Annotated in this window: 25 protein-coding genes and 3 pseudogenes; 13 read left to right on the top strand and 15 right to left on the bottom strand. The window is 68.0% G+C overall.

Annotation, left to right across the window (positions count from 1 at the left end; translation table 11 throughout):
• Positions 1–384 precede the first annotated feature (384 nt).
• The 3 genes from ABNX41_RS16475 to ABNX41_RS16465 all read left to right on the top strand — a co-directional run bounded on the left by ABNX41_RS16475 (position 385) and on the right by ABNX41_RS16465 (position 3,380).
• Positions 385–1,416: a TRAP transporter substrate-binding protein gene (locus ABNX41_RS16475; RefSeq protein WP_438670806.1), complete on the top strand. Its 1,032-nt coding sequence runs from the start codon at positions 385–387 to the stop codon at positions 1,414–1,416.
• A gap of 111 nt (positions 1,417–1,527) precedes the next feature.
• The gene (locus ABNX41_RS16470; RefSeq protein ID WP_438670805.1) at positions 1,528–2,094 is read left to right on the top strand and encodes a TRAP transporter small permease subunit; all 567 of its coding nucleotides are present in this window, start codon (positions 1,528–1,530) and stop codon (positions 2,092–2,094) included.
• The gene (locus ABNX41_RS16465; protein WP_438670804.1) at positions 2,094–3,380 is read left to right on the top strand and encodes a TRAP transporter large permease; all 1,287 of its coding nucleotides are present in this window, start codon (positions 2,094–2,096) and stop codon (positions 3,378–3,380) included. The genes ABNX41_RS16470 and ABNX41_RS16465 overlap by 1 nt, the downstream gene beginning before the upstream one ends.
• A 167-nt stretch (positions 3,381–3,547) precedes the next feature.
• Here ABNX41_RS16465 and ABNX41_RS16460 read toward each other — a convergent pair.
• Positions 3,548–3,781, bottom strand: a pseudogene (locus tag ABNX41_RS16460) (IS3 family transposase); the annotation flags it as partial.
• 7 nt (positions 3,782–3,788) lie between these two features.
• On the opposite strand from ABNX41_RS16460, the pseudogene ABNX41_RS16455 reads away from it, so the two are divergent.
• Positions 3,789–3,995, top strand: a pseudogene (locus tag ABNX41_RS16455) (DDE-type integrase/transposase/recombinase); the annotation flags it as partial.
• A gap of 289 nt (positions 3,996–4,284) precedes the next feature.
• Here the strand turns inward: ABNX41_RS16455 and ABNX41_RS16450 are convergent.
• Positions 4,285–4,611 carry a TonB-dependent receptor domain-containing protein gene (locus ABNX41_RS16450; protein ID WP_438670803.1) on the bottom strand — a complete coding sequence of 109 codons (327 nt, stop codon included), beginning with the start codon at positions 4,609–4,611 and terminating at the stop codon, positions 4,285–4,287.
• Positions 4,612–5,091: 480 nt separating this feature from the next.
• Here ABNX41_RS16450 and rplS point away from each other — a divergent pair, with 480 nt between their 5' ends.
• The 3 genes from rplS (at position 5,092) to ABNX41_RS16435 (ending at position 6,670) form a co-directional block, all read left to right on the top strand.
• Positions 5,092–5,466 carry a 50S ribosomal protein L19 gene (gene rplS, locus ABNX41_RS16445; RefSeq protein ID WP_438670802.1) on the top strand — a complete coding sequence of 125 codons (375 nt, stop codon included), beginning with the start codon at positions 5,092–5,094 and terminating at the stop codon, positions 5,464–5,466.
• Between the two features lie 14 nt (positions 5,467–5,480).
• Entirely contained in the window at positions 5,481–5,702 is a 222-nt protein-coding gene (gene rpmE, locus ABNX41_RS16440; protein WP_438670801.1) for a 50S ribosomal protein L31, read from the top strand.
• Positions 5,703–5,860: 158 nt separating this feature from the next.
• Positions 5,861–6,670: a division plane positioning ATPase MipZ gene (locus tag ABNX41_RS16435; protein ID WP_438670800.1), complete on the top strand. Its 810-nt coding sequence runs from the start codon at positions 5,861–5,863 to the stop codon at positions 6,668–6,670.
• Here the strand turns inward: ABNX41_RS16435 and ABNX41_RS16430 are convergent.
• Together ABNX41_RS16430 and ABNX41_RS16425 are read right to left on the bottom strand one after the other, a co-directional pair.
• Positions 6,639–6,842 (bottom strand): hypothetical protein, encoded by a 204-nt coding sequence (locus ABNX41_RS16430; protein ID WP_438670799.1) that lies wholly within the window; start codon positions 6,840–6,842, stop codon positions 6,639–6,641. The genes ABNX41_RS16435 and ABNX41_RS16430 overlap by 32 nt on opposite strands.
• Positions 6,843–7,255: 413 nt before the next feature.
• Positions 7,256–8,356 carry a class II histone deacetylase gene (locus ABNX41_RS16425; protein WP_438670798.1) on the bottom strand — a complete coding sequence of 367 codons (1,101 nt, stop codon included), beginning with the start codon at positions 8,354–8,356 and terminating at the stop codon, positions 7,256–7,258.
• Between the two features lie 140 nt (positions 8,357–8,496).
• Between ABNX41_RS16425 and ABNX41_RS16420 the strand changes: the two genes are divergently transcribed.
• A complete protein-coding gene (locus ABNX41_RS16420; protein ID WP_438670797.1) occupies positions 8,497–8,748 on the top strand; it encodes a DUF167 domain-containing protein in 252 nt (83 codons plus the stop codon).
• 436 nt (positions 8,749–9,184) lie between these two features.
• Here ABNX41_RS16420 and ABNX41_RS16415 read toward each other — a convergent pair whose 3' ends face one another.
• Entirely contained in the window at positions 9,185–9,427 is a 243-nt protein-coding gene (locus tag ABNX41_RS16415) for a DUF8831 family protein (protein ID WP_438670796.1), read from the bottom strand.
• 152 nt (positions 9,428–9,579) lie between these two features.
• On the opposite strand from ABNX41_RS16415, the gene ABNX41_RS16410 reads away from it, so the two are divergent.
• From ABNX41_RS16410 to ABNX41_RS16395, 4 genes and pseudogenes are all read left to right on the top strand, one after another.
• Complete coding sequence (locus tag ABNX41_RS16410; protein WP_438670795.1) at positions 9,580–10,362, top strand: M48 family metallopeptidase; 783 nt, start codon at positions 9,580–9,582, stop codon at positions 10,360–10,362.
• A 138-nt stretch (positions 10,363–10,500) separates the two neighbouring features.
• Positions 10,501–10,755 (top strand): DUF6455 family protein, encoded by a 255-nt coding sequence (locus ABNX41_RS16405; protein ID WP_438670794.1) that lies wholly within the window; start codon positions 10,501–10,503, stop codon positions 10,753–10,755.
• Positions 10,756–10,791: 36 nt separating this feature from the next.
• A pseudogene (locus ABNX41_RS16400) lies at positions 10,792–11,166 on the top strand (YigZ family protein).
• Positions 11,167–11,420: 254 nt separating this feature from the next.
• Positions 11,421–11,828, top strand: a complete 408-nt coding sequence (locus ABNX41_RS16395; RefSeq protein WP_438670793.1) for a PRC-barrel domain-containing protein — start codon at positions 11,421–11,423, stop codon at positions 11,826–11,828.
• Between the two features lie 732 nt (positions 11,829–12,560).
• Here the strand turns inward: ABNX41_RS16395 and rimO are convergent.
• Positions 12,561–13,952: a 30S ribosomal protein S12 methylthiotransferase RimO gene (gene rimO / locus ABNX41_RS16390; RefSeq protein ID WP_438670814.1), complete on the bottom strand. Its 1,392-nt coding sequence runs from the start codon at positions 13,950–13,952 to the stop codon at positions 12,561–12,563.
• Between the two features lie 99 nt (positions 13,953–14,051).
• Entirely contained in the window at positions 14,052–15,071 is a 1,020-nt protein-coding gene (locus tag ABNX41_RS16385) for a ribose-phosphate pyrophosphokinase (RefSeq protein WP_438670792.1), read from the bottom strand.
• 194 nt (positions 15,072–15,265) lie between these two features.
• Between ABNX41_RS16385 and ABNX41_RS16380 the strand changes: the two genes are divergently transcribed.
• Positions 15,266–16,102 (top strand): alpha/beta fold hydrolase, encoded by an 837-nt coding sequence (locus ABNX41_RS16380; protein WP_438670791.1) that lies wholly within the window; start codon positions 15,266–15,268, stop codon positions 16,100–16,102.
• Between the two features lie 47 nt (positions 16,103–16,149).
• On the opposite strand, the gene ABNX41_RS16375 is transcribed toward ABNX41_RS16380, so the two are convergent.
• From ABNX41_RS16375 to ABNX41_RS16340, 8 genes are all read right to left on the bottom strand, one after another.
• A complete protein-coding gene (locus ABNX41_RS16375) occupies positions 16,150–17,223 on the bottom strand; it encodes a threonine aldolase family protein (RefSeq protein WP_438670790.1) in 1,074 nt (357 codons plus the stop codon).
• The gene (locus ABNX41_RS16370; RefSeq protein ID WP_438670789.1) at positions 17,224–17,679 is read right to left on the bottom strand and encodes a YcgN family cysteine cluster protein; all 456 of its coding nucleotides are present in this window, start codon (positions 17,677–17,679) and stop codon (positions 17,224–17,226) included.
• Positions 17,680–17,721: 42 nt separating this feature from the next.
• Positions 17,722–18,648: a bifunctional riboflavin kinase/FAD synthetase gene (locus tag ABNX41_RS16365; RefSeq protein WP_438670788.1), complete on the bottom strand. Its 927-nt coding sequence runs from the start codon at positions 18,646–18,648 to the stop codon at positions 17,722–17,724.
• A 38-nt stretch (positions 18,649–18,686) separates the two neighbouring features.
• The gene (locus ABNX41_RS16360) at positions 18,687–19,139 is read right to left on the bottom strand and encodes a MaoC family dehydratase (RefSeq protein ID WP_438670813.1); all 453 of its coding nucleotides are present in this window, start codon (positions 19,137–19,139) and stop codon (positions 18,687–18,689) included.
• Positions 19,140–19,262: 123 nt separating this feature from the next.
• A complete protein-coding gene (locus ABNX41_RS16355; RefSeq protein WP_438670787.1) occupies positions 19,263–20,150 on the bottom strand; it encodes a TIGR01459 family HAD-type hydrolase in 888 nt (295 codons plus the stop codon).
• Between the two features lie 106 nt (positions 20,151–20,256).
• Positions 20,257–21,177, bottom strand: coding sequence for a manganese-dependent inorganic pyrophosphatase (locus ABNX41_RS16350; protein ID WP_438670786.1), 921 nt, complete (start codon positions 21,175–21,177; stop codon positions 20,257–20,259).
• 125 nt (positions 21,178–21,302) lie between these two features.
• Positions 21,303–21,548: a hypothetical protein gene (locus tag ABNX41_RS16345; RefSeq protein ID WP_438670785.1), complete on the bottom strand. Its 246-nt coding sequence runs from the start codon at positions 21,546–21,548 to the stop codon at positions 21,303–21,305.
• An 849-nt stretch (positions 21,549–22,397) separates the two neighbouring features.
• On the bottom strand, positions 22,398–23,408 hold the full coding sequence (locus tag ABNX41_RS16340; RefSeq protein WP_438670784.1) for a TraB/GumN family protein: 1,011 nt from the start codon (positions 23,406–23,408) through the stop codon (positions 22,398–22,400).
• Between the last annotated feature and the right edge of the window lie 303 nt (positions 23,409–23,711).

The raw sequence follows: 23,711 nt of genomic DNA, 5'->3' as shown, positions 1-23,711 counted from the left end.
GCGTGCGGCCTTGCCTGAAGGGCAACAGGGATTCGGTTCCGCAAGGCCCGCGCAGATGTCCGGGATGCAGCAATTTGCATGCCGTGGACCGCAGGGGCGGGCGGGCCTTGGCTCAGGACCAATCCGCGCCGGGAAAGCGGTGCAATATCGGCCTGTCCCCGATGGTTTTGCAGATCGTGCATCACTCCGGTGGCCCGCCTTCGACGCCCTGGCCCACGCCGACATTGTATATGCCGCGCACATATCGGGGGGCGACTGTTGTCCCGCAAGGCACGAGAGGCCGCCACCCCGGCCTGACCGCCGTGGCATGGACATTGCTGGTAACGGCGATAGCCGCGGTTTCCGAGGAGAGATGCGGTTCGACATATAGGTGAGGAGGACGATATGAAGAAGGAAGCCCTGCATCTGGCATTGCTTGGTGCTGCGATGGCCTGTCTTGCGACGCAGGCCGCCGCACAGGACAAGATCAAGCTGAGGGTGGCGGGCTTCCTGCCTGCGACCCACTTCCAGGTTCCCAACGGCAGCAACGTCTGGATGGACGAGGTGAAGCGGCTCACCGGCGACCGGGTCGAGTTCGAATATTATCCGGCAGAGCAGATGGGCAAGGCCGCGAGCCTTATGGAACTCCTTCAGGCGGGCGTCATCGACGTCGCCGAGATCGCCCCCGCCTATGTTACCGAGAAGCTGCCGCTGATCGGGGTCCTGGAGATGCCCGGCCTCGTTCCTGATTCCTGTTCCGGCGCGAAGGCGTTGCGCGCCCTGGCCGAACCCGGCGGCACGATCTACGAAAGCGACTTCAAGCCCAATCGCGTCAGGCCGCTGACCTTCTTCATCTATCCGGCCTACAAGGTGGTCACGGCCTCCAAGGCGATCGAAAAAGGCGAGGATTTCCAGGGCATGAAGCTCAGGACCTCGGGCGGGGTCGCCGCGCTCGTCACCAGCAAGCTGGGCGGGGTCGCGGTGCCGATGCCCTGGCCCGAGGTATATCAGTCGCTGTCGCGCGGCACGCTTGACGGCGTGTTCTCCTCCTTCGTCGGCATCGAAGAGGCGGATCTGCATTCGATCACCAAATACGGCATGCTGGGCTACAATTTCGGCACGCCTTCCGTGATCATCTCCATGTCCGACCAGAAGCTGAATTCGCTGCCGGAGGATGTGCGCAACGCGCTGGTGCAGGCCGGGACGGTCGCCGACGAGTCCTTCTGCTCCTACGTCAACGAGAACGAGGAGCTTACGATCCAGAAACTGGGCGAGGAGGCCCTGACGCTGGTCACCTTCAGCGACGAGGAAAAGTCGCGCATGGACGAAACCCTCGCCTCCATCAGCCAGGAATGGGCGGCCAGCCTGGACGGGAGGGGCCGACCCGGCACCAAGGTGCTTGAAGAGTTCCGCCAGCAACTGGGCACGGCCCACTGACCTCCCGGCAGTCCCCGTCGCCTTGAATGGGCGGCGGGGGCCCCTCGGGCCAATTTCCCAAGGACCTGCAACATGCCAGACCTCCGACCCGAGCCGGCAGGCTCACGACCCTTGACCCGTCTGTTGCTGTCGTTCGACCGGCTGCTCTGTCGCGTCGAGGTGCTGATGATGATCCTCGCGGGCATCCTGATCATCGCGATCATGCTGCTCGTCGCGAGCGACGCGCTTGGTCGCTATCTGTTTCGGACCCCCATCGCGGCGACCTACGACCTTGTGACGGGATATATGCTGCCGAGCGCATTGCTGCTCGCGCTTTCCTTCACGCTTCGCCAGGGCGGACATGTCAATCTGGATTTCTTCATCCACCTGATGCCGTCCCGTCGGCGCAACTTCGTGGTCGGAGCCCTGCTGCTGGCCTCGACGCCTATCGTCGTGGTCATGGCGACGGGCGGCGCAATGAAGGCCTGGCACAGTTGGCAGGCCGCCGAGGTGACGATCGGTGTCTATTCCTGGCCCGTCTGGCTGAGGGAGGCCATCGTGCCGGTCAGCATGGGGGTCCTTGCCCTGCGCATGGCGCATGTCGCACTTCTCAATCTTCTCGCCGCATTCGGCGACGATGACGCGATCGCGATTCCGATATCGCCAGAGCGTATCGAGCCCGCAAAGGAAACCGCGTGATGGTCATGGTGGTCGGCATCGGGCTGCTTTTCGCCCTTCTTGTCTTCGGGCTTCCCGTCGCGCTCGCGCTCGGAATGTCCGGGGCGCTCGGGCTCTATCTCATCGGCGGCTACCAGACGGTGGTCGGCATCCTTGCCGCGACGCCGCTTCACGCGTTGTCGAGCTACGAGTTCGTCGCCATCCCCATGTTCATCCTCATGGCGAATGTCATCATCGCGAGCGGGATCGCCGACGACATGTTCAATGTCGCGAAGACCTGGGTCGGGCGCACGCCGGGCGGGCTTGCGCATGCCACGGCGCTTACGGGCGCGGCCTTCGGGGCGATCTCGGGCTCCAGCACCGCCGCGGCGGCCACCCTGTCGGCGACAAGCATCCCCGGCATGATCAAGCAGGGTTACGATCCGAAGCTGGCGGCGGGCGTGGTCGCCATCTCGGGCACGCTCGCCATGCTGATACCGCCCAGCGTCGCGATGGTGCTTTATGCGATCCTTGCCAATCTGAGCGTCGGCAAGCTTCTCATCGCCGGGATCATCCCGGGCCTGCTGGTCACACTTACCATCATGCTCACCATCGCATTCCTCGTCTGGCGCGATCCAGCCGCGGCCCCCGCGGCGGCGAGCTATTCGTGGATGCAGAAGATCCGTTCCCTGCGGGTCGCCTGGACCTTCATCCTTCTGTTCATGATGGTGACAGGGGTCATCTACATCGGGATCGCGACCCCCACCGAGGCATCCGCCCTTGGCGCGCTTGCGGCCTTCGGACTGGCGCTGTGGAGGCGGACGCCGCTTGCCGCCTTCAAGCGCGCTATCATCGTCGCCGTCGAGGCGAGTTGCATGATCGCCTTCATCATCATCGGCGCGCATATGTTCGGCTACTATGTGACGATGACGCAGGCCACCCAGTCTCTGGTCAATTTCGTGGTCGGGTCGGGCATGCCGCCCTGGGTGATCCTGGTCATCGTGTTGCTGATCTATCTGATCCTGGGCTGCTTCATGGATCTGATCGCGATGCTGATCCTTACCGTGCCAATCGTGGCGCCGCTGATGCATCAACTTGGATACGACCCGATCTGGTTCGCGGTGATCACCATCGTGATGGCCGAGGTCGGGATGGTGACGCCGCCGCTTGGGATGAATGTCTTCGTCATCGCGAAATACACCAGGATGCCGGTGGGCAATGTCTTCCGTGGCTCTTATCCGCATGTGATCGCGCATCTGCTGCTCGTCGCGGTGCTGGTCTTGTTCCCGCAACTGATTACCTGGCTGCCATCCACGATGAGCAATTGACCTCGGCCCGGGGATCGGGGCCGTCGTATCGGGCGCGGGGAATCGCCTTCGCGCCCGATGTTTGACCGTGCGGGGGGAGCGCATCAAGAAAGTTGGCGCGTTCCCGGGCCGCCGCATCGCGGCAGCCGACCAGAGGCGGGGCCGGGCTTGTTGAGTTGCTGCCGGTTTCATGGGCAGCAGGTTAAGCTGGCATAGCCCGGGCCTCGAACTCCTTTCGAGTGGCGTCTGCACGGGTTGTCGCAGCACTCGATGTCGTCGAACATGTCGGCTCGGGCTTCGTCTCGGGTTCGGTAGACCTTCCGTGCCGTCGGTTCGGTTTTCAACGAGGAGAAGAAGCTCTCCATCGCTGAATCGTCCCGGACGTAACCGGCCCGGCTCATTGAGCAGGTGATGCCGTTGTCGCGCGGCAGGCTTCGGCCCGAACCCCCAAACCATGTCTGGTCCTATGACTTCGTCGAGGGCCGGACCTGCAATGGCGGCAAGTTCGGTATGTTCAACATCACCGATGAGTTCACCCGGGATTGCCTGACGATCCGCATCGATCACAAGCCCAACTCGACCGATGTTATCGACGTCCTATCGAACCTGTTCATCCTGCGCGGTGTGCCTGGCCATGGAGGACGCGGACTGTCCATCATCCAGCCATCGTCATCAGCGGCGATTTGCGCAGAAACCAGATCCGGCGCGGCCTCTGTCGCCTTTGGCCCAGTAACCTGATGGCCAGGTAGGCAAAGCCGGACCCTGACGCATGAAATGCTTAGCCCGGCCCTGACCGGCGAGTTATGGTCAGAACGCGTGGCGGATAAGCACGGTATTACGGGGCGACCCGCATCCAGCGCCAGGCCCGCCCCATTCCTGCAGGCGCTCAAAATCGCGCACTCAGCCCATACCAGAGCTGATGGCCTTAGGGCAGGACATCCTCGCGGGCCTTGTCGGTGAAATTGTAAATCGCAAGGGTTCCCTTGACCGTCTCGCTGAAATCCCAGGCCATGCCGAGGTCGAGGATCGCATGCTGCGGGACCGTTGCGCTGCGGCTGCGCCAGCGTCCCTGGCCCCAGAGGCCGAGCCGCTCTCCCGCCGCCCAGTCGAAACCGAGGTTCAGCATATGGCGCGGCGGGTTGTGGAAGGGTTGCCCTGCATTGCGCCCCCGCACCACCTTCGAATTCGACCAGGTGTAATTCGCGTTCATCCGGCGATCGCCGAACGGCAGATCCAGCGCCAGCTCAAGCACGTCGAGCCGGGCGCTATCTCAAGGAAATGCTGAAGCCGAGGCACGTCGCGGCGGAATAGGCGCCTTGCCCGACCCGGGCGATGCCGGGGGTTTCACACCCCCGGACCCCCGCGGGATATTTGTGCAAAGAAGAAAGAATCAGCTTTTCATCTTGGCCTAAATATCCCCGCCGGAGGCTTTCCGCGCGGAACGCGCGGAAATCCCTTGACCGGCCAGTCGCGGAAGGCTTGACTGGGGTCGACCCGGCCCCTATACGCGCGTGATCCGGGGGGTGGGAGCCTGCCGGATCCGATTCCCTTCGTCCGATCGAACCGTCTTCTTCGACGGGGGCGGGCAAGGCTCGGGCATAAAGCGAAGGAACCGATCCTCCGGCGGACTGGCCGCGCCCGATGGCGCGCCCGGGATCCGATCGAAGACCAGGAGCTCTCGGGGACAGATCATCTCTGTGGATCCACCACAGGCAAACCGGAGTGACCGCGCATGAACCTTATCGCGCAGATCGAGGCCGAGCAGATCGCCGCCCTCGACAAGAAGATCCCCGACTTCAAGGCCGGCGACACCATCCGTGTCGGCTACAAGGTCAAGGAAGGCAACCGCTCGCGCGTGCAGGCCTATGAGGGCGTCTGCATCGCCCGCAAGGGCGGCGCCACGCTGGCGGCCTCGTTCACCGTCCGCAAGATTTCCTTCGGCGAGGGCGTCGAGCGCGTCTTCCCGCTTTACTCGACCAACATCGATTCGATCGAGGTCGTGCGTCGTGGCCGCGTGCGCCGCGCCAAGCTCTACTATCTCCGCACCCGCCGCGGCAAATCGGCCCGGATCGCGGAAGACACGACCTACAAAGCCAAATCCGAATAAGAGGAGCCGCAGAGATGAAAGAGGGCATTCACCCCGACTATCACTTCATCGAAGTGAAGATGACCGACGGCTCGACCTACCAGACCCGTTCGACCTGGGGCAAGGAGGGCGATTCGCTGTCGCTCGACATCGATCCGCTGGCGCATCCCGCCTGGACCGGGCAATCGGCGAAGCTGCTCGACACCGGCGGCCGCGTGTCGAAGTTCAAGAACAAATACGCGGGCCTCGGTTTCTGAATCGACTCCACGCGCAGGAAAGAAAGGCCCCGGCATCGCCCGGGGCCTTTTGCATCTTGAGGGCGCGGGGACGGCAGGGCCGGGGGCTGCGGAAATGGGGCTTTCCCTTTCGGCCCCGAATTGCCAATAGGGGGCCGGAAGCAGAAGGGGCGGGCCGGATGGCGCATATCATCGTCGTCGGAAACGAGAAGGGCGGATCGGGCAAGTCCACCACCTGCATGCATGTCGCGACCGCGCTTTCGCGCATGGGCCATCGGGTGGGGGCGCTGGATCTGGATGTGCGCCAGCGCAGTTTCGGCCGCTATGTCGAGAATCGGGTGGCCTGGCTGGCCAGGGCCGGGCTCGACCTTCCCACGCCGGAATACCGCCCGCTGCCCGAGGTGGATCCCGCCACCTTGCCGCCGGGCGAGAATGCCTTCGACCATCGGCTGTCGGCGGCGGTCTCGGGCCTGGATGCCGAAAAGGATTTCATCGTCATCGACTGCCCCGGCAGCCACACGAGGCTGAGCCAGGTGGCGCATTCGCTGGCCGATACGCTGATCACGCCGCTGAACGACAGTTTCGTCGATTTCGACCTGCTGGCGCGGGTGGACGCCGATTCAGGCCGGGTGCAGGGCCCCTCGATCTATTCCGAGATGGTCTGGGGCGCGCGGCAGTTGCGCGCGCAGGCCGGGCTGAAGCCGATCGACTGGATCGTGGTCCGCAACCGTCTGGGCGTCCAGCAGATGCACAACAAGCGCCGGGTGGGCGAGGCGCTGGAGGATCTGTCGCGCCGCATCGGCTTTCGCGTCGCCCCCGGTTTTTCCGAGCGCGTGGTGTTTCGGGAATTGTTCCCGCGCGGGCTGACGCTGCTGGACCTGAAGGACACCGGGGTGGACCAGCTCAACCTTTCGAACATCGCGGCCCGGCAGGAGTTGCGCGACCTGATGGCCGCGCTCAGGCTTCCTGGCGTGCAGGTCGCGTTCTGAACAGCACCGCGCGCGAGACGGTGACATGACGCACGCCCCCCAGTTTCCTGAGGCGGGCGTCGAAGGCGCTTTCGGCGGCGGTTTCGGCGGGGCTTTCGGCGGAGGGTGCCGCCGGGGCGGTGGCGGCGGATCGGGCGCGCAGCTTGCGCAGGATCTGGAGCGTGAGGTTCATGGCGGTTGTCCCAGGGGTGTTGCACGGCAGGCTATGCCGATGGTTTTCGCCCCTAAGCCGGGCAGGTTTGTGGCAACCTGCGGCTGAAAGCGGGGCCTTGGGGACGCGCGCGCGGACAGACTGTTTCCGGCCAGGGACCGGGCCAGGGATCGGGTCCCTGGCGGTGAGGGCGTGGCTTAGGGCGTGGCTTTCCGTCGGGACGAGGGTGGCGAGGGCTTGGCCCCGGATGCGGGCCGGGTGATCGGCCGGTGAGGGCGGAAGCCGATCCGCGATCTTGAGCGGCGCAAATCGCGGGGCGCGCCGATCATGAGGCCCAGATCCCGGGGAGCAGGTCCCGGGGGCCCGGATCGCGGGTCTCCGACCCCGAGCCTCGCCCTGAGCCCCTGCTCTCGCTCCCGCGATCCCGCCCCGGTTCAGAAACCGTGAAGGCGGGCGAGATCCTCGATCCAGGCCCCGGCGAAGGCGTCGAAGGCAGGGCCGGGCTGGCGCTTTTGCAGCGTCGCATCCAGCGGGTCGGGGGCGTGGATCCCGCTTTGCGCCAGTTCGGCGATCACGGCATGGCCGCAGAACGGGACATGGACCTCGGAATAGCCGCCCTCATGGCAAAGGACGAGCCGCCCCCGGCACAGTTCCTCGGCGGCGCGCCTGACCCGTTCGGTCATCAGCCGGAAGCTTTCGGCGCGCAAGAGCATCCGGCCCAGCGGATCGACGCCAGAGGCGTCATAGCCGCAGGCCACCACGATCGCCTCGGGCCGGAAGCGCGACAGCGCGGGCAGGACCACGCGGTCGAAGGCCAGGAGCCAGGCCGCCTCGCCGCAGCCGGGGGGCAGCGGCAGGTTGATGTTGAACCCCTCGCCTGCGCCGCGCCCGCGATCCGCCGCCTCGCCGGTGTCGAGCGGATAGTTGCGCTCCTGATGCAGCGAGATCGTCAGCACCTCGGGGTCTTCGTAGAAGATCGCCTCGGTGCCGTTGCCGTGATGGACATCCCAGTCGATCACCGCGATGCGGCGGGCAAGGCCCTCGGCCTGGGCGGCGCGGATCGCGATGGCGATGTTGTTCAGCAGGCAGAAGCCGTTCGGCCAGTCGGGCAGCGCGTGATGGCCCGGCGGGCGCGACAGCGCATAGGCGTTTCGCGCCTCGCCCTTCAGCACGGCGCGCAGGGCGGCGGTCGAAAGCCCGGCCGAAAGCGCCGCGATCTCGAACCCGCCCGGGCCGAAGGGGGTGCGCAGGCCCAATTCGCCCCCGCCCGCCTCCGAGGCGGCGCGGAAGGCCGACAGATAGCTTTCGGGATGGACGCGGGCCATCTCCTGCCAGGTCGCCTCGGGGGCGGAGCGGGTCGAGAGCGCATGGATCAGCCCGGTGACCTCAAGCAGGTTCTTCAGCCGCCGCTTGGTCTCGGGGCTTTCGGGCAGGCCGCCGCCGGGCTGGACAAGGCCGCCCACCGGCAGGGTGAAGGCGTAATTGCCGCCGCCGTGCCAGAAGCAGCGCTCATCGGTGTAGAAGGCGGTGGTCATGCGGCTGTTCCCCTGCGCGGTCTTCCGCGCGATCTTGATCCCGGGCGCGGTCTTTCGCGCGATCTTGCCCCGGGCGCGGGCGGGGGGCAAGATCGCGGGCGTTGCGGCCCGCCGAAGGGCCGGGCGGGAAGGGGATGCAGATGGATTTGCCGGATCTGAGCGCATTGGCGCAGCCGGGGGCGCAGATCGCCGTCCGCGTCACGCCGAACGCGCGCCGTGCGGCGCTGGAGCCGGGCGCGCCCTTGCGGATCTTCGTCACCGTCGTCCCCGAGGGCGGCAAGGCCACCGACGAGGCCCGCGCGATGCTGGCCCGCGCCATGGGGGTGGCGAAGACCCGGCTCGTGCTGGTCCGGGGCGCGAAATCGCGCGACAAGCTGTTCCGGCTGGATTGATGCGGATGCGCTGGCTCGTCCGGGCTGGCCGGGCCAGAGCGAGGGCGACCCGACCGAACGCGGCCAGACCGGAGTGCGACCGGGCCGGAGCGCCGCCAGACCGAACGAGATTGGACCGTGCGCGACTGCACCGGGCACGGCCAGACGAGCAGGCTGCCGACGAAGCATTTCGGGGCGACCTCCGGAAGGAAAATTTCCCCGCATTGTCAATCATCACCGCGGAGGCCGCATGTTTTGGCCCGCGACCAGACCAATTTGCCGATCTTCCGCGCAAGCCGACGCCGCTGAATGACTTTTTCAGCAGCCTGCCATGCCCAGCCAGACCAAGCACAGACAGATCTGGCGCAGGCGGGAGCCGACACAAACAGATCCGGCGTGGAACGACGGGTCCCGCCCGGCCTCAGCGCGGACCCGGGCGCCGCCCGCCCGGCGCTGGTCAGGCCTCGCGGCGGGTGATGCGGTAGCTGCCCTCGGGCAGGTTCAGCGCGGCGGCGAGATCGGCCATCTGGGTCAGCGAAAGCGTGATCCGCACCGTCTCGTCGCTGTCGGGATCGGTCTGGTCGACCGTCACGCAATCCTCGAAGGCGGTGATGGTGATGTCGCCGGTCAGCGGCATGTCGCCCCCCTCGTCGATGAGGGTGATGACGGTGGCGTCGAATTCGTGCTCGATCGTGAACATGGTGGCAGGCTAGCGCGGAACGGGGGGCGAGGGAAGAGCACGTCGGGGCGGGTCGGCGACCGGCTGACAGTCGCGTGATCCGCCCTTCCGGCGGGCGCGGAAGCTGCTAGGGTGGGGGGCTTCGCCACCTCAGCCCGGTTTCCTGTCTTTCGATGTTCCAGCCGCTTCCGTTCCCCCGCCGCCGCCTGGCCCGGCTGGCATTCCTGCCGATCCTGCTTCTGATGGCGGCGTCCCTGGCGGCCTGCGTGCCCCAGGCCGCATCGCGCGCGCCGGGGGGCGGCGCGACGGCGGCGATGATTCCCACCGCCTCGGGGCGCGCCCTGGCGCCGGGGACGCCGGTCATCGCCGTGGTGGCGCGGACCCTGCCGGTGGCCGAGGCGATGTGCCGGGCCGAGCGCGCCCATCGGCGCTGCGATTTCGTGGTGGCGGTGGATGACGATCCGGCACAGCCCGCCAATGCCTTCCAGACCATCGACCCCGAGGGGCGGCCGATCATCGTCTTCACCGCCGCGCTGCTGGCCGAAGTCCGAAGCGCGGATGAGTTGGCCTTCGTGCTGGGCCATGAGGCCGCCCACCATATCGCGGGCCATATCGGGCGCCGCCAGAGCCATGCCCGCACCGGGGCGATCATGGCGGGGATCTGGGCGCAGATCTCGGGCCTGGACCGCGAGGGGGTGGCGCGGGCGCAGGAACTGGCCGCCGGGCTGGCCGCGCAGCAATATTCCAAGGAATTCGAGCTGGAGGCCGATGCGCTTGGCGCCGAGGTTTCCTGGCGCGCGGGCTATGATCCGGTCCGGGGCGCGGGGTTCTTCACCCGCCTGCCGGACCCGGGCGACCATGTCCTGGGATCGCATCCGCCCAATGCGCAGCGCCAGGCGGTGGTTGCCGACGCGGTGCGGAGGCTGGAGGGCACGGGGTTCGCCCGGGGTTACTGACTCGGGGCCTGCGGACTTGGGGGCCGCGGAACTTGGGGCCCGCGGAACTTGGGGGGAGCCATTGACCTGCATCAATGCGGTCGCGCGGTCGGGGGCGCAGGCTGGGCGGGCAAGCTCACCGGATCGGAGGCAATCGGCATGTTCGGCTATACGGAGGCGCCCCGGGCGTGGTGGATGACGCGGGGCATGGCGCGGCTTGGCGGTGTGCGGCTGTCCCATGCGGTGGTCGAGGGCTGGCTGACCCGCCCGGAACTCGCGGTGATCGTCGAGCGCTGCGAAGCCTGCCGCCAGAAGGGGCGCTGCCGCGATTTCCTGGCCGAGCCGCGCAGCGAGGGCGCGATTGCCGCCTTCTGCCCCAACCGGCAGGCGCTTTCGGCGCTGGCGCCGCAATAGGTTGACCCCCGCCGCCCGCCCGGTGCAGATGGGCGGATGCTGAGGATCGAGGATGTCATCCGCGACCGGGGCTCGCGCTATGCGGTCTCGGGCGGGCCGGTCGAGGGGCGGGCCGGGGCCACGGCCTTTCTGGCCGCGCTGCGGCGCGAGAAGAAATACGCCCGCGCCACCCATAACAGTTAGGGCGTGATCCTCGACGCGGCCGGGGTGCAAGAGCCGGTGAAGCACGACGACGGCGAAAGCGGCGCGGGCGCGATCATCCTGCGGATGCTGGAGCGCGAGCGGATCGTGAACCATGTCGTCGTGGTCACGCGCTGGTATGGCGGGGTGCATCTGGGGGGCGACCGCTTCTCGCATGTCGCCGCCTGCATGCGCGCCTGGATCGAGGCGCACCGCGCCGCTGGCGGCTGAATCCCTCGTTTTCCGTAGGTTTCCCACATATTCGTGCCCCGGCGGGAACCCGCCAGGGCGCGAGGGGCGTTTCGGCAGAACCCCGCGGGCGCCGCCCCATCCCCCGGCTTTCGCGGAAAATCCCGGAACGCGGCCCGCATCCGCGACGTTCTTTCGATACGCGCCGGGAAGGCAGGACACAGCCCGCCCGGCAGATGCAAACCCGTCACGCGATGCAATCCCGCATCGCGATGCGATCGACCGAGGAGGACGACATGCAACAGCAAGGACAGATCCCGACTTCGACCCATACCGCCCGCGAGCACGGCCATGACGGCAGCCGCGCCGGATCCGCCACCATCTCCAGCGCCGATGTGAACGGCACCGAGGTCTTCAGCCCCCACGGCGACCATCTGGGCAAGATCGACCATGTGATGATCGACAAGGTCTCGGGCAAGATCTCCTATGCGGTGATGAGCTTCGGCGGCTTCCTGGGCCTTGGCACCAGCGAACATCCGATCCCGTGGCAGAAATTGCGCTACGACACCCGCCTGGGCGGCTATGTGACCGATATCACCAAGGAACAGCTTGAAGGCGCCCCGAAGGCCGAGGCGAACTGGTTCAACGACCGCGAATATGATCGCCGGACCTACGACCATTACGGCATCCCCTACTACTGGTAAGGGGATCAGGCGCAGGCCCGGCGGCGAGTTGCCGCCGGGCCGATGCCGTTTTCTCACCGAAGCCGCCCGTTATCGGCTCGGATCGGGTGAAGGAACCCACGTTCCGCCTGTATCCTCCCCAGGCTACTGCGGGGAGAGGGGCGCCCAAGGGACGCATACCTGGCAGGCTGCCGAAAAAGCCGTGCAACGTCCCCGGCTTGCACGCCTCGCACTGGATCCCACAGATCCACGCTCTGCCAAGAAAGCCATGCAACGGTTTCGGCCCGCGCCGAGGGCCGGTAGCCTGTGCCGAGAGCCCGTAAATCGGTCCGTTAGTGGGCCAGAATATGCATTTTCCGCAGTGATTTCTGACAATGCAGTGATTTCTGACAGTTCAGGAAGAATTTCCGCCTCAAGGTGGCCCTGACATGCTTTCTCAGCAGCCTGTTGGAAGGCTGCACGCCGAGGGCAGGGGCCAAACGACGGGGGCGAAGCCATTGAGGGTCACGCCACTGAGATCGACGCCACTGAGATCGAAGACACTGGGAGCAGAGGCCCGCAGGGCGAAGGCCGGAGGCGCGACGAACAGCGTCCGCCCGCCACGGTTCCGAGTATGGTCCCGAGGTCCGGGGCCCGGACGACGAAGGCTGGAGAGGGAGGGGGCGCTCGGTGTGGGCGTTCGGGGCGCGGGGCCGGATCACCGGCGCGAGGGCGGGCCGCTCGGCTCGGGCCCGGATCGACCCGCGCCCGGCGTCAGACCAGCCGGCCCCAGAGGTCGTATTCCCCGGCCTCGTCCACCTCGACGGTGACGATATCCCCGGGTGCCAGCGCCTCGAAGCCCTCGTCGATGAACAGGTTGCCGTCGATCTCGGGCGCATCGGCCTTGGTGCGGCAGGTGGCGCCCTCGGCGTCGACCTCGTCCACGATGACCTCGATCCGGCCGCCGACCCTCGCCGCCAGCTTCGCCGCCGAAATCGCCTGGGCCTTTTCCATGAAGCGGTTGTAGCGGTCTTCCTTCACCTCTTCGGGCAGGTGACCCGGCAGCGCGTTCGAGCGCGCGCCCTTGACGTTTTCATATTTGAACGCCCCCACGCGGTCGAGCTGCGCCTCGTCCAGCCAGTCGAGCAGGGTCTGGAACTCGGCCTCCGTCTCGCCCGGATAGCCGACGATGAAGGTCGAGCGCAGGACGATATCGGGGCAGTCGCGCCGCCAGGCGGCGATCTCGTCCAGCGTGCGCGAGGCGGCGGCGGGCCGCGCCATGCGTTTGAGCACATCGGGATGGGCGTGCTGGAACGGGATGTCCAGATAGGGCAGCACCAGCCCCTCGGCCATGGCGGGGATCAGTTCGCGCACATGCGGATAGGGATAGACGTAATGCATCCTGATCCAGGCGCCGAGCGATCCCAGGTCGCGCGCAAGGCTCAGGATCGGGAATTTCTCGTCGCGGCCCTTCCAATCGGTGCCATAGGCCGAAGTGTCCTGGCTGATGACCAGAAGCTCCCTCACCCCCGCCTGCACCAGCTTTTCCGCCTCGCGCAGCACGGCGCGGGCCGGGCGCGATTGCAGCTTTCCCCGCATGTCGGGGATGATGCAGAACTTGCACTTGTGGTCGCAACCCTCGGAAATCTTGAGATAGCTGAAATGCCGGGGCGTCAGCCGCACCTGTGAGGCGGGCAGAAGGTCGATGAAGGGATCGGGCGCGGGCGGCACTGCGCCATGCACCGCGTCCAGCACCGATTCGTATTGATGCGGCCCGGTCACCGCCATCACCTTGGGATGCGCGCCGGTGATATAGTCGGGCTCGGCCCCCAGGCAGCCGGTGACGATGACGCGGCCGTTCTCGCGCAGCGCCTCGCCGATGGCGTCCAGGCTTTCGGCCTTGGCGCTGTCGAGAAAGCCGCAGGTGTTCACGATCACCGCATCGGCGCCCTTGTAATCGGGCGAGATGGCATAGCCCTCGGCCCGCAGCCGGGTCAGGATCCGCTCGCTGTCGACCAGTGCCTTGGGGCAGCCCAGGCTGACCATGCCGATGGTCGGCTGGCCTTCGCGCCGGGGCAATTCCGGCACGGAGGCGCGCGCGAGATCCGGGCGCAGAAGGGGCGGGTTCAGTCGTTGCGGATTCTGGGGGGCGTGATCATGCGGCATGCGGGCGATATAGGCGATCACCGCGCCGCGCGATAGAGGGCGCGCCGGGGCGGGAGGGGGCGAAACGCGCGATTGCGGCCAGTTTGCGCGGAGGAGAACCTAGCTGCGCGGATAGAGGCTTTCGTAGATCGGCACCAGCGTATCGGTCTCGAACAGCGACGAGACCGACATGCCGCCCCAGATGTTCAGCACGGCCTGGGCGAAGACCGGCGCGGTCGGCACGATGCGGATCCGCTCGCAGGATTTCACCGCATCGGTCGGCGCGATGGAATCGGTGATCACCAGCGATTTCATCACCGATTTCGACACCCGCTCCACCGCCGGGCCGGAAAGCACGCCATGGGTGATATAGCTGTGGACCTCGGTCGCGCCGGCCTCGATCAGCACCTCGGCCGCCTTGCACAATGTGCCCGCCGTGTCGCAGATGTCGTCGACGATGATGCATTTCTTGCCGGTCACATCGCCGATCACGGTCATGCCCGCGACCTCGCCCGCCTTCTCGCGCCGCTTGTCGACGATGGCGAGGGGGGCGTTGATCCGCTTGGCCAGCTCGCGCGCCCGCGCCACGCCGCCGACGTCGGGCGAGATGATCATCACATCGTCGAGCTGGCCCTTGAAGTGATGTTCGATGTCCAGCGCGAAGACCGGGCTGGCATAAAGGTTGTCCACCGGAATGTCGAAGAAGCCCTGGATCTGCGCGGCATGCAGGTCCAGCGTCAGCACCCGGTCCACGCCCGCGGTCTGGATCAGGTTCGCCACCAGCTTGGCCGAGATCGGCGTGCGCGCCTTGGTGCGGCGATCCTGCCGGGCATAGCCGAAATAGGGTATCACGGCGGTGATCCGCGCGGCCGAGGAGCGGCGAAGCGCATCGACCATGATCAGGAGTTCCATCAGATTGTCGTTCGCCGGGTTAGAGGTCGGCTGGATGACATACATGTCCTCGCCGCGCACGTTCTCATAGACCTCGACGAAGATCTCCTGGTCGTTGAACCGCTCCACCCTCGCATCGACAAGGTTGATCGACATGCCGCGATGCATCGACATCCGGCGCGCGATGGTCTGGGCAAGCGGCAGGTTGGCATTGCCGGAAATCAGCTTCGGCTCGGTGATGGCGGGCATGGGGGGCTCCGGGGCTGGCAGCGGAATCGGTTGCGCGGGCGGCATAGCACCCGAAGGGCGCCACGCAAAGGGGCGGCGGGCGCAAATGGCGGCCAATCGGGTGGGGCGGCGTCGCTCTTGCCCCCGGGCGGGCAGGGGGCTACCAGATCGCGCGCGCGGGCGATCCGCCGGGCCGCGCAGAGGAGAGCCGCCTCATGGCCGAAGACCTGACCGCCGCCGCCCGCGCGCCCGCGCCCCTTCCCCTGCGCCAATGGGACCGGGGCGGGACGCGGCCCGTGCTGGCCCTGCATTGCGCGCTTGGCCATTCCGGCAACTGGTCGGGCCTGGCCGAGCGGCTGACCGGGCTGCGCCTGGTCGCGCCGGACCTGCCGGGCCACGGGCTCGCGCCCGCCTGGGTCGCGCGGGACAGCGCGACGGGCGACTATCATCGCGATGCCACGCTCGCGGTGGCGGATCTGGCGGCGCAGCTTGGCGGCGGCGCGCCGATCGACCTTCTGGGCCACAGTTCGGGCGCGACCGTCGCGCTGCGGCTGGCGCTGGAGCGGCCGGATCTCGTGCGCAGCCTGGTGCTGATCGAGCCGCCGTTCTTCGCCGCCGCGCGGGATTCGGCGGAAGGGAGGCGCGAGGCCGGAGAAGAGGCCGGAACCATGGCGCTGATCGAGACCGACCCCGAGGCGGGCGCGGTGCGGTTCCATGCGGTCTGGGGCGCGGGCCCCCGGCTTGCCGACCTGCCCGAGCGTCAGCGGCGCTATATCGTCGAGCGGATCGGCTATGTCGCGGCGCAGGGCCCGGCGCTGGTCGAGGACAGCGCCGGGATGCTGGCGCCCGGGCGGATTGAATCGCTGGGCGTTCCGGTGCTGCTGGTCGAGGGCGACGAAAGCCCGCCGGTGATCGACGCCGTGCAATCGGCGCTGGCCGCGCGGCTGCCGCGCGCGCGCCGGGTGATCGTGCCGGGGGCGGGGCATATGCTGCCGCTGACCGATCCAGATGTGGTGGCGCGCGCGGTCCAGTCCCATCTGGAAGAGGCCTGAGCCAGCGGGCGCGCCGCGCCGCTGCCGCCTTGCCCCCGGGCGCCGTTCTACGCCGCGAAGAGGGCGAGGAAGGCCTCGATTTCCTCGGCGCTTGTGCACCAGCTCGTGACCAGCCGGGCGCCTTCGCGGGTGGCCCCGTGATCGGGTGTGGGGGTGCCGGGCGCGGGATCATGGGCGTGATATTGCGCGCCCGCCGCGCGCAGGGTCTCATGCCGCCCGGCCCGCCATTCGGGAAACAGGATATTGGCCTCGACCGGATGGCGCAGGGTGACATCGTCGATCCGGGCCAGCCCCCCGGCCAGCGCCGCCGCCGCGCGGTTCGACTGCGCCGCCAGCCGCAGCCACAGCCCGTCCTCCAGCCAGGCCGCCATCTGCGCGGCCAGGAAGCGGTGTTTCGAGAACAGATGCCCGCCGCGCTTGCGCCGCAGCTCGAACTCCCACGACTTGCCCGGCCCCGCTTCCGCCGGATCGAAGATCACCACGGCCTCGACGCCCAGGCAGCCGTTCTTGGTGCCGCCCAGGGACAGCACGTCGACGCCCGCGCGCCAGCTCAGATCGGCGGGCGAGGCATTGCCCCCCGCCACCGCATTGGCGAAACGCGCGCCGTCCAGATGGACCGGCAGGCCGAAGGCCCGCGCCTCGGCCGCCAGCGCGGCGATCTGGGCGGGGGAATGCAGGGTCCCGGCCTCGGTCACATTGGTGATCGAGACCGCGCCGGGCTGCACCCCGTGCACCCCGCCCGCCGCGGCGATCTCCAGCGCGCGCCGCAGCGCCCCGGGCGCCATGCGGCCATGGGGGCCGGGCACCGGGACCAGCTTTGCGCCATGGGTGAAGAATTCGGGCGCGCCGCATTCGTCTTCCTGGATATGGGCGTGGTCGTGGCAGAAGATCGCGCCCCAGGGCGGCGCGAGCAGCCCGAGCGCCAGCGCATTCGCTGCCGTGCCGGTGGCGACCAGGTGGACCTCGGCCTCGGGCGCCTCGAAGATCTCGCGGATCAGCTCGCGGCTGCGGGCGGTCAGGGGATCGGCGCCATAGCTGCGGGCGTAACCCTCATTGGCGCGCAAGAGCGCGGCCATCACCTCGGGCGCGGCGCCCGAGCCGGTGTCGGAGGCGAAAAACATTCAGGGGCTTTCCTCGATGATGTAATCCTCCCAGTCCTCTTCCGGGACGGTGAGTTCCGAGACCGTGCGCCCGATCACCGAATTCCCCGACAGATGCGTGCTTTCGGGATCGCCGGTCAGCAAAGGGTGCCAGTCGGGCAGCGGCCGACCCTGCCACAGCAGTTTGTAGGCGCAGGTCGCGGGCATCCAATAGGCTGATTTCGCCAGGGTTTTCGGCCCCAGCACCACGCATTCGGGCACATGGCGCTTGCGGTTGGGATAATCGGCGCAGCGGCAGGTCTCGCCGTCGAACAGGCGGCAGGCGATATTGGTGAAGGCCACCTCGCCGGTATCCTCGAATTCCAGCTTGTTCAGGCAGCATTTGCCGCAGCCATCGCAAAGCGCCTCCCATTCGGTGGGGGTCATCTTGCGGAGGGGCACGGTTTCCCAGAACCGGGGGCGCAGGCTGGCGGTCATGGCGAGGAAACTGCGCCTTTGCAAAGGAAATGGGAAGGGGGGTCAGAGCGCCGAGAGGATCGCGCGCGCGCGGGCGCAATCGGCCTCCATCTGTTCGATCAGCGCGGGCAGGCCGGTGAATTTCAGTTCGGGCCGCAGATAGTCAACCAGCGCGACCGACAGGTGCCGGTCGTAAAGATCGCCCCGGAAATCGAAGAGAAAGGTTTCCAGATTGGGCAATTCGCCCGCGAACATCGGCCGCACTCCAAGGCTGGCCGCGCCCTGGTAGCGGCCCGCCTGCGGCCCCTCCAGCACATCGACCAGCACGGCATAGACGCCGAATTTCGGCAGATGCAGCCCGTCCAGCGCCATGTTCGCGGTGGGAAAGCCCAGTTCGCGGCCGCGTTTCTCGCCATGGATCACCGCGCCGTCGATGCGGTGCCAATGGCCCAGCATCCGGGCGGCATCCCCGGGGCGGCCCTCGGACAGGGCGCGGCGGATCGCGGTGGAGGAAACCTCTATCCCCGTGTCCGAGACCAGGGGCGCGACGGTCACGCCGAAGCCCAGGTCGCGGCCCAGCCGGCGCAGATCCCCGGCGCGGCCCGCGCGGTCGCGGCCGAAGCGGAAATCCTCGCCGATCACCACATGGCGCAGGCCGAGGTCGCGGGCCAGCACGTCGCGGGCGAAGGCCTCGGGCGTCAGCGCCGCCAGATCCGCGTCGAAGGGCAGTTCGTAAAGATGCTCGACCCCCAGCTTCGCCAGCCGGTTCGCCCGCGATTCGGCATTCATCAGCCGGAAGGGCGGGGCGTCGGGGGCGAAGAACTGGCGCGGATGCGGCTCGAAGGTCAGGATGCCGAGCGGCGCGCCCGCCGCCCGCGCCAGCGCGATGACCGAGGCATGGCCGCGATGCACGCCGTCGAAATTTCCAAGCGCCACCGAGGCGCCCCTGGCTTCCGGCGGGATCTGCCGCCGGTCTTTGTATATCCGCATCGCACCCGCAGGTCGCGTTCTGCGCGCGTCCCGCCCTGTCAGTCGAACTTGCGGCTTGGCGCCAGAACCAGCGCCTCGCCCTTGAGGACCGTTGTTTGACCCACCGAGGCGATGGTTTCAAGGGTCACGCGGCGCTTCGCGTGGTCGATGGCCAGCACGGTGACGGTTGCGGTCACCCGGTCGCCGGGGCGGACGGGGGCCATGAACCGCAGGCTCTGGTTCAGATAGACGGTGCCATGGCCGGGCAATTGCTCGCCGATCACCGCCGAGATCAGGCCCGCCGTCAGCATGCCATGGGCGATGCGGCCCTGGAACATGGTGTCCCTTGCATAGCCGTCGTCCAGATGGACCGGGTTGCGGTCGGTCGAGACCTCGGCGAACAGTTCGATGTCGCGGTCGGTGACGATCTTGGACAGGCTGCGGCACATCCCGATTTCCAGATCTTCGACGCAGATCGTGCCGCGCGGCAGGTTATGCGTGGAATCAAGCATCATGGCGCCCCCCGTTGATGGCGGTTGCATAGCAGATGCCGCGCCGCGGCGCAATTCGGTCCGGTAATATTTTTGCCTGATGGTGGTATTCTTGGTAATATTGTGACCCTTGCGCCTCTCGGGTCAGCCCAAGTGGCCCATGGCCCAGGCCGGGGAAAGCTGGCGCTCTGCCAGCCAGGCGGCCAGTCTGGCGGCATCGGGGCGGGCGGAATCGGCGCCGAAGGCGGCGGTGTCGATACCGCCGGTGATGAAAAGCACGTCCAGCCCCTCGCCGCTGGCGCCCTGGACATCGGTGGCGATCCCGTCGCCGATGCACAGGATGCGGGGCGATTCCCCGGCGCTGTCGCCCATGCGGCGGCGCGCCAGGTCGTAGATCGGCGGATGCGGCTTGCCGAAATAAAGCGCGCGGCCCCCCATCGTCTCGTAGTCGCGGGCCAGCGCGCCCGCGCACCAAAGCCGCTTGTCGCCGTAATCGACCACGATGTCGGGATTGGCGCAAAGCATCGGCAGGCCGAGGGTCTTGGCCATCAGCAGCTCGGCGCGGTAGTCGGCGGGGGTTTCGGTCAGATCGTCGCGCAGCCCGGTGCAGACCACGCCCTGGGCCCGGTCGAGGGCGGTGCGGGCGACCGGCGGCTGGTCCGCGGCCACGGCGGCGATATCCGGGGTGAAATCGGTGAAGAAGGGCTCGTCCTTCTCGGCGCCGATGAAATAGACCTCGCGCCCGACGGCGCCCATGACCAGCGCGAGTTGCGCGGCATCGCCAGAGGTCGCGATCTCGTCCCAGGCGTCGTGCGGCACGCCCATGGCGTCGAGCTGCGCCGCCACGCTGGATTTCGGGCGCGGCGCATTGGTCAGAAGCACAACCCGCCCGCCCCGGGCGCGAAAGGCCCGCAATGCCGCGACGGCGGCGGGGAAGGGCTCGCGCCCGTTGTGCAGGCAGCCCCAGAGATCGCAGAACACCGCGTCATACTGGTCGGAAATCTCGGCCAGGGAAGAGATGATCCGGGTCATGGCGGCGTCCTTCGCTTGGGGAAACGGGCGTATCGGGGAAACGGGGCTGCGCCGAAGGCTTTCGGCGCAGGGGGTGTTGCACGCGGGCGCCGGTCCGGGGTGCCGGTCAGATCTTCAGCGCGGGCAGGATCTGCTTCTTGCGGCTCAGGATCCCGGGCAGGACCACGCTGTCGCCCTCGACCGTGACGCCGAAGCTCGCCTCGGCGATCCGCTTCACCAGCGGGTCGGGGACCAGAAGCGTCGCCTCTTCGCGCAGGATGTCGATGATGAAGAGCAGCACCTGATCGGCGCCGTCCGCGGCGGCCACGCCGGGCATGGCGGCGACAAGCGAATCCTTGCGGTCCAGCAGCAGCTTCGGCGCCGTGGTCTCAAGGACCGAGATCCGCAATTCCTTGCCGTCGATGGTGTATTCCTTGCTGTCCATGCGCAGCAGCGCCTCGTCCGAATAGGCCGAGACATCGGATTTCGCCTCGAACAGCTTCGCGGCATAATCGGGGATCGACAGGCCCAGATCGGCGGCCAGCGCCTCGGCCACCGCGCGGTCGTGCGGCGTGGTGGTGGGCGAGCGGAATTCCAGCGTGTCCGACAGGATGCACGACAGCATCGCGCCCTTGATCGCCCGGGGCGCCCGGTCGAGATCCTTGCCGATCAGGTCGTGCAGGATGGTGGCGGTGCAGGCCAGCGGCCGGATGGTGATCTCGACAGGCTTTTTCGTCTTCAGACCGCCCACCAGCATGTGATGGTCGATGATGCCCAGGATATCGGCCTCGTTGATCGAGGGCACCAGTTCGGCGGGGTTGTTGGTGTCGACGATCACCACCTGCTCGCCCGGGGCGACATCGCCGATGATCGCGGGCCGGGGCAGGTCCCAGAAGGACAGCACGAAGGCCGCTTCGGTATTGGGCTCGCCCAGAAGCACCGCCTCGGCGGGTGTGCCCTTCACCTCGGTCAGATACCAGGCCCAGATCAGGGGCGAGCCGGTGGAATCGGTATCGGGGGACTTGTGGCCGAAAACCTTGATCGTCATTGCGGGAACCCTCGCTCAGCAAAGCCTTTGGCGGCCTTATAGGCGAAGCCCGGGGGGATTGTCACCCGTGCCGGCGGGGGCCCCCGCTTCGGCCCGGACCCCCCCCGCCGCGCCGGTCGCGGAAATCAGCGCCAGCCGCTGTCGCCCCGGCAGCCGTAGGGCGGCATGGTCCGGTCGCCGAATTCCTCTTTCAGTTTCGCGCAGCCCCAGTCCTGGACGAAGCCGGGCATGTAGGAATGCAGGCTGATCCCGACCTCGTCGAACGGGGTTTCGGCGCCTTGCCAGTTCAGCACCCAGGACAGATAGCGATAGCCGACGGAGCCTGCGACAAAGACCAGGCAGAGCAGAAGAATGACCAAGAACCGTGACATGACAGCACCTTGAAAAAAGTTGACGGGTTCGGGGCGGATGGATCTATCCGCCGCCGGCCTGACTTGGCACGACGGGCGAGGGGGCTCAAGGGGGCCTCTTGGCGGGCGAAGGAGTGGGGCACGCAGGCGGCATGTCGGCGTCGAGGTGTTGGGCAGGGCGGGCGCTTGCGGCGGACCTCCGGCGCGGAACCTGTCAGGACGGGTTGGAAACGGCGGCGAGGCGAGGTCGGCGGGAGAGCGGGCGGGACCCCCGGGCTGCGGCTCGCCGAGGCGTAGCTGGTGGGATGACGGGGTCCCGCGACAGATCCCCGGGCCGGGGGAGCGAGGCATCCTTGAAAAGCACGCAGGGCGGGGGTAGCGGCAGGGAGGTCGTTTGCGACCTTCGGGCGGGGCCTTGCGAGGCGCGCTGGAGAGGGGGCCTGGGCGACATCGGTCGTAGAGCGAGCTTGGTGGGAGGGCTGTCGTTCGCGACGGTCTTTCGGGCTGGGCCAGGTGAGGCGCGTCGAAAAAGGGGCGTGGGGGGCACCGGCCGAAGCGCGAACTTGGCGGACGGCGTTCGATCGCGACGGACCTTTGGGCCGGGGCTAGGTGAGGCGCGCTGGAGAAGGGGCGTGGGGCGACGTCGGTCTTGGGGCCGTCATTCGCCACGGACCCTTCGGGCCGGGGCCGTGCAAGGTGCGTTGGAAAAGGGCGCAGGGCGGGGCCTCGGCTTGGCGCGGGATGGTCTGGGTGGGATGGCGCGCAGCGGGACGGCCGGGGCGGAGGGATGCGGGCAGGCAAGGGGTCGAAGGCCGGTCTTGTCCGCGCCGCAGGTCCGGCATGATGGGCGGGCGGGGCCGGAAGGCGGGGCTAGAAGGGCAGGGGTTCCAGCGTCCAGCCGCGTTCCGCCAGCAGGTTCAGGACCCCCGCCTCGCCCGACAGGTGCAGCGCGCCGAAGGCCACGACCGGCGGGCCCTCGGCGGCGGCGGCCTCGATCACCGGGATCCAGGCCAGGTTGCGGCGCGTCATCATCGCCTCTTCCATCACCGCCATCTCGGCATCGACCTCTTCGCGGCTGTAGCCGGGCTGGCCGTAGGACAGTTCGCGCATCAACTCCCAGATCAGCCGCGATTCGCCCGCGAAATAGAGATCGGCCAGGGTGGCGGCGAAATCCTCGCTGCGCCCCTCCATCGCCAGCGAGGATTCGATCATGTCGATCTCCTGGCGCTCGTCGAAACCCTCGAAGATCGCGAACAGCGTGTCATAGGGCTCCAGCGCCCGCACCGGCACCGAAAGCGCCCCGGCGGCCTCGATCAGCATCCCGTCGAGCCCGCGCGGCGTCTGCCCCGATTCCAGCGCGCAGGGCGCCAGCGCCAGCACCACCGTCGCATACCAGGGCTGGAACCGCGCCGCCATGACGCCGGGGATGCCGCGCGCCTCCAGCGCCTCGGACAGTCGCTTCCAGGTGTCGGGCGGCAGCCGGTCGAGCAGCGAGGGACCGTCGTTGATGAAGATCAGCCCGGGATTGTCGGAAAGCGCCTGCATCAGCGCGGCCTCCTCTTCGGGCCCCGCCTCGACCAGCAGCGCGGGGGCCTCGGCGATCAGCGGCCGCAGGGCAGCCAGGGTCGGGTCGTGGCGGGGGTCGTCGAAGTGATAGGTGCCGATCAGCGTCAGGCTTTCGTCGCCCCGGCTTGCGCGCCAGAAATTGCCCTGGGCGAAGGGTTGTGCCTCGGCGCTGGACCGCAGGGCGGCCTGTTCCGAGGGCTGCAATTCCTCGAACATGTTGGTGCCGCTGCAATCGGCGCGCGCGGGCGCGGCGGGGCCGATGCCGATGCCGAGGGCGATCAGGGCGGCGGAAAGGACGGCGGCAAGGCGGTGCATGGGGCGGGCTCCGGGATCTGGCGGCCTTCCGGGCCGGACGGGATGAAAGTGGCATCAAGCGGCGCCGGGACCAAGCCCTCTTCTGCAAATCTCTCTTCCGGCGGTTCCCGCCCGTGTGCCGGGGGGGGCGAAGATCGCAGCCAGGGTGAGGGCGGGGGGCGGAGGGGAGGGGGCGCTGCCCCCTCGGCCCGTGGCCGGGCCTCACCCCCGGGATATTTTTGCAAAGAAGAATGGGGCAGGGGGGGGGCGGCTTGTGCGAGGGTGGTGGCCTTGCGCGGTCCGGGGCGCGGTCTGGGGCCCGAT

The sequence above is a fragment of the Pseudogemmobacter sonorensis genome, assembly GCF_042762395.1.
Lineage (GTDB): Bacteria > Pseudomonadota > Alphaproteobacteria > Rhodobacterales > Rhodobacteraceae > Pseudogemmobacter > Pseudogemmobacter sonorensis.
Note: the sequence above shows the minus strand (reverse complement) of the source record. Positions and strands in the feature narration are given on the sequence as shown.